Origin of the sequence: Methylobacterium sp. B1, from assembly GCF_000333255.1 — a bacterium.
Lineage (GTDB): Bacteria > Pseudomonadota > Alphaproteobacteria > Rhizobiales > Beijerinckiaceae > Methylobacterium > Methylobacterium fujisawaense.
This window is the reverse complement of sequence record NZ_BACT01000612.1, coordinates 1-3,987: the sequence shown is the minus strand read 5'-3', so window position 1 is coordinate 3,987 and position 3,987 is coordinate 1. Positions and strand designations below refer to the sequence as shown.

The following is a 3,987-nucleotide window of genomic DNA, read 5'->3' as shown; positions in this document are numbered from 1 at the left end:
GCGACGGGCGGCCGCTTGCTCCAGCGCCACGTGCCGAGGACTGCGCGGGAAGTGGACGAGCCCGATCCAGTCCGCCCCGGCGTCCAGAGCGGCGGTCAGAGTCGCTTCGGTGCTGAGCCCGCAGATCTTGATACGGGTCGGGGACGCGGATGAGGCCATGGGCCTCCTATAGCCGATCCGGCGTCGCCGAGCAGGCCCGTGCGACAGGCCCGTTGCTGCAATCCGCGCCCAAGCCGACGCACCAGGCATCGCGCGCAGGGCGACACGTGCTGTCGCGCTGCGCGGTCATCCCGTAGCCGCGCCGCGGCGCCTGGGATCCCGACGCGCCGAGGCCGCGAGATCCTGCACCACGAGATCCTGCACCACGAGCGCCTTTCCATTCCGGTCTCGCCGGCAACGCCCCGGCCTGACGGCGCAGGACATCGATAGTGAGCCAGGGTGTCCGATGCGCGCGGCCATGAGCCCGGACAGGCGGCAAGCCGCGTTGCATCGTCTTGCGCCGAAGACGCGCCTGTCCGGGCGTGTCAGAGGCCCCCTCAGACCGAGAGCCGTCCTAATACAGCGCCGGCACGAAGACGTTGGGGATCGGAAATCCGCTGAAGACCACCTTCCCGTCGACGAGCCGCAGGGGTGGGAGCGCCTTGAGGGGTGTCGCGTCGGCCGGCGCGTCCGGGTTCGGACGCTGGGCCAGCCCCAGCAGGCCGCCGACCAGCTGGCCGACCAGCGCGCCCCGATCCGAGCCGAAGCGCTGGCCGACGATGCTGCCGACCAGCGCGTCGACGCCGGCCGCCCGCAGGTCGATCTGGCCCGCCGGGCGGTGCGCGGCATCGAGGGCGAGGGTGCCCTTCGCCTGAACGCGCTGTGTGCCCTTGGCCAACGACAGGGCCGTCAGGTCCAGGTTGCCGCCGGCTTGGCGCCAGCGCTCCAGCTCGCGCGCCACCGTCCCGGTCCGCAACACGGTGGCCTGCGTCAGGCTCGCATCAAGGGCCAGATCGACCGGATCCCGTGTTCCGGTGAGGGCATCGAGTTGAGGCACCGCCGCCTGATTCAGGCGCAGGCTGAGATCCACCGCACCGTCGGAATCGAAACGGCCGGGGCTCGGCCGGGCGTGCAGTTCGAGGTGCCGGCCCGCAACCGCGATCGGACCGGGCTCTGCCCCCTTCACGGTGACATCGGGATTGTCGACGACCAGAGAGGCGCGGGTGAAGCCATCCGCGGCGCCGTGGAAACTGCCCTGGAGCGCGGACCAGGACGCGTCTCCGGTCAGCGCGCCCTGCTCGACATGGAACGGACCGGCGCTCTCGAACACGACGAGGCGCGGCTGATAGATCTGCGCCACCGCGGTGCTCGGTCCCAGCCGGAAGCGTCCGTCGGCACGGTCGAGCGTGACGGCGCTGCAGCGCAGCTCGAGCCGGAACGGGTAGCCGCCGAGCGAGCGGTCCGCACAGGTCCAGGTGCGCCCGGCCGACGCCTCCCGGGCGATCCAGCCGTCGATCTCGGCGGCCGCGCGCTCACGCATCCACAGCCAGCCGGCCGACCAGCCCGCCACCACGAGGGCGAGGAGGATGTAGGGCAGGAACAGCCCGAGCCGGGATCGCCGCGCGCGCCCCACCGGGGCTGTCTGGTCGGCACCCTCCGGCCGCGTCCGATCCTGCACCATGCGCTCCGCTCCCCGACCCGATCCCCGCAGGGACATCGCGGCCTCGCCTTGAGGCCATGCAAGGGGCGAAACTGGGGCAGAGCCGGCCCGGGTCGACCGCTGCGGACGTGATCCGTCCGCGCGCGTCGCGTTTCCAGTCAGACCTGCGCCGGCTCGGCGGTGTCGACCTGCAGATCCTCGACGATCGCCACCCGCTCGACGTCGTTCTCGGCCAGGCGATGCACGTGCATCTCGGTGGCGCCCCGGCGGCGGACACGGTCGAGCCAAGTCCGCCGCAGATGATCGCGCGGACTCTCGCTGGAGCTGGCCACCGAGACCATTTCGGCGATGCCCGCATTGTCCCGGCGGACGGCGATCACCACGGCCTGGGCCATCTCGTCGAGGTCGAAGCCCCCGGCCGGATGAACCCCGACCACGTAGCGGCGGCCGGAACGGCCGCGCCAGGCCGAAAGGGGAAGCGCGGGCGAGCCGCGCAGACCTGCGGTCGTCTTGAGGCGTTCTTCACGCACGTCCTGCCTCCGGGTGCGATCGTCCTTCAGGTCGCGGAGCGCGGCCGACCAGGACAGGGCTCTTCTGTTCGCCATTTGTTCCAACCTAACGCGCGATATCCACAGGCGTCAAGCGCGACGTTCCCAAGGACAGATGTGGCGACGATGCCCGTTATCCACAAGCTGGCTCAGCGCCACCGGGGACGGAACGCGGCGGTTGCGCCGGGCTCAGCGGCGCGGCGCGGCCACGGCCGGTGCCTCGTCCGCCGGTACGGCGTGGCCGTCTGCCGCGCAGCCTGCGAGGCCACCGTCGACGAGGGCATTCGAGGCCGTCTCGAGCCGGTCCTGGACCAGCGCCTGGAACTCCTGGCGGGGCAGGCCGGGCGGGATGGGCGGCAGGAATTCGATCACCGCCGTGCCCGGCCGGCGCACGAGGCTGTTGCGCGACCAGAACAGGCCGGTGTTCAGCGCGACGGGCAGGCAGGGGACCTTCAGGGCGGTGTAGAGATGCGAGAGTCCCTGCTTGTAGGCGGGCGGCGCGCCGACCGGCCGGCGGGTGCCCTCGGGAAAGATGATGAGCTGGCGCCCGTCCTGGATCGCCGCGCCGGCCGCGGCATTCATCAGGCTCATGGCCCGGGTGCCCTTGGACCGGTCGATCGCCACCATGCCGCTGCGCGACAAGTACCAGCCGATCAGGGGGATCAGCAGCAGCTCCTTCTTCAGGACGTAGGCGAAGTTCGGCAGCACCGTGCAGAGGGCCAGGGTCTCAAGGGCCGACTGGTGCTTGGCCGCCACCAGCAGGGGACCCGTCGGGATGTTCTCCAGCCCACGGAACTCGACCCGCGTTCCGGCGACGACGCGCAGCAGCCACAGGGTGATCCGCCCCCAGGCGCGGGCCAGCCGCAGAACCGACCGGCCGGAGACCAGCATGGGCAGGCCGGCGACCGCCAGGACCGCCGTGACGGCGTAGAAGCAGATGTTGAAGGCGAGGGAGCGCAGGGCGAGCATCGGATACCGTGTCGTAGCGGCCTCCTGTAGCGCGCCCGCGTGTCCGCGGCCAAGGGCGACGTCGCCGGGAGCCGTCAGGCATCCTCGGAGAGGTCGGCCTCGCGGATGCGCCCGGCGCCGCGCCCCGCGACCAGCCAGTAGACCAAGCCCGCACTCGCGCCGACCACGAACAGGATCAGCGTCAGGCGCACCTCGCCGGCGAGGAGGGCGGCATCCCGGGTTGCCCCGCCGGACCGGAGCGCGCCGCGCGTCAGCCAGGGGAGGGCGGCGGTGAGCAGGCCGCAGCCGGCGCCGTACCACAGGAGGCCGCGACATCCGAGGATCTCCCCGCCGAGACCGATCAGGGCCGGGGGCACGAACAGCAGCACGAACAGCGCCTTGGCGAGGCCGGCGACGAACAGGGCGAGTCCCTCCGGCGGGAGCCCGGCCGAGAGGTCCGACAGGGCCATGTCGAGGCCGGCGAGCGCCCCGCCGCTCAGCCAGGCCTGCGCGGCCGGATCGACGAGCAGTGCCAGGACGAGAACCACGAAGCCCGCCGGAACAGCGAGCAGGAGGGCGAAGGCCCCGAGAATGAGGCGACCGAGGGCGTGCATGGCGCCAGCCTCTACACCGGGCGCGCCCGCCCGTCGCGCGAAAGCCGCGCCCGATCCTCGCGGATCCGGCGCGGCTTTCAGGATACGGCAGCCGAGAGTGTGCCCGTCAGCCGTGGGCGGGCGCGGCGCCGCCGGAATCACCGTGGGTGTGCTTCTTCCGGAACCGCCCGATCCAGAGCGAGAAGTGCCGGATCACCACGTAGAAAACCGGCGTGAGGAACAGGCCGAAAAAAGTCGC

General features: G+C 72.0%; 4 protein-coding genes and 1 pseudogene. All 5 read right to left on the bottom strand.

Annotated elements, in window-relative coordinates; translation table 11 throughout:
• Positions 1-159: pseudogene (locus I53_RS35215) on the bottom strand (N-(5'-phosphoribosyl)anthranilate isomerase); the annotation flags it as partial.
• 394 nt (positions 160-553) lie between these two features.
• A complete protein-coding gene (locus tag I53_RS18075) occupies positions 554-1,660 on the bottom strand; it encodes a DUF2125 domain-containing protein (protein WP_043353156.1) in 1,107 nt (368 codons plus the stop codon).
• 137 nt (positions 1,661-1,797) lie between these two features.
• Positions 1,798-2,244, bottom strand: coding sequence for a hypothetical protein (locus I53_RS18070; RefSeq protein WP_043353154.1), 447 nt, complete (start codon positions 2,242-2,244; stop codon positions 1,798-1,800).
• A gap of 132 nt (positions 2,245-2,376) precedes the next feature.
• Complete coding sequence (locus I53_RS18065; RefSeq protein ID WP_043353151.1) at positions 2,377-3,156, bottom strand: 1-acyl-sn-glycerol-3-phosphate acyltransferase; 780 nt, start codon at positions 3,154-3,156, stop codon at positions 2,377-2,379.
• Positions 3,157-3,230: 74 nt separating this feature from the next.
• Positions 3,231-3,749 carry a hypothetical protein gene (locus tag I53_RS18060; protein ID WP_043353149.1) on the bottom strand — a complete coding sequence of 173 codons (519 nt, stop codon included), beginning with the start codon at positions 3,747-3,749 and terminating at the stop codon, positions 3,231-3,233.
• Positions 3,750-3,987 lie beyond the last annotated feature (238 nt).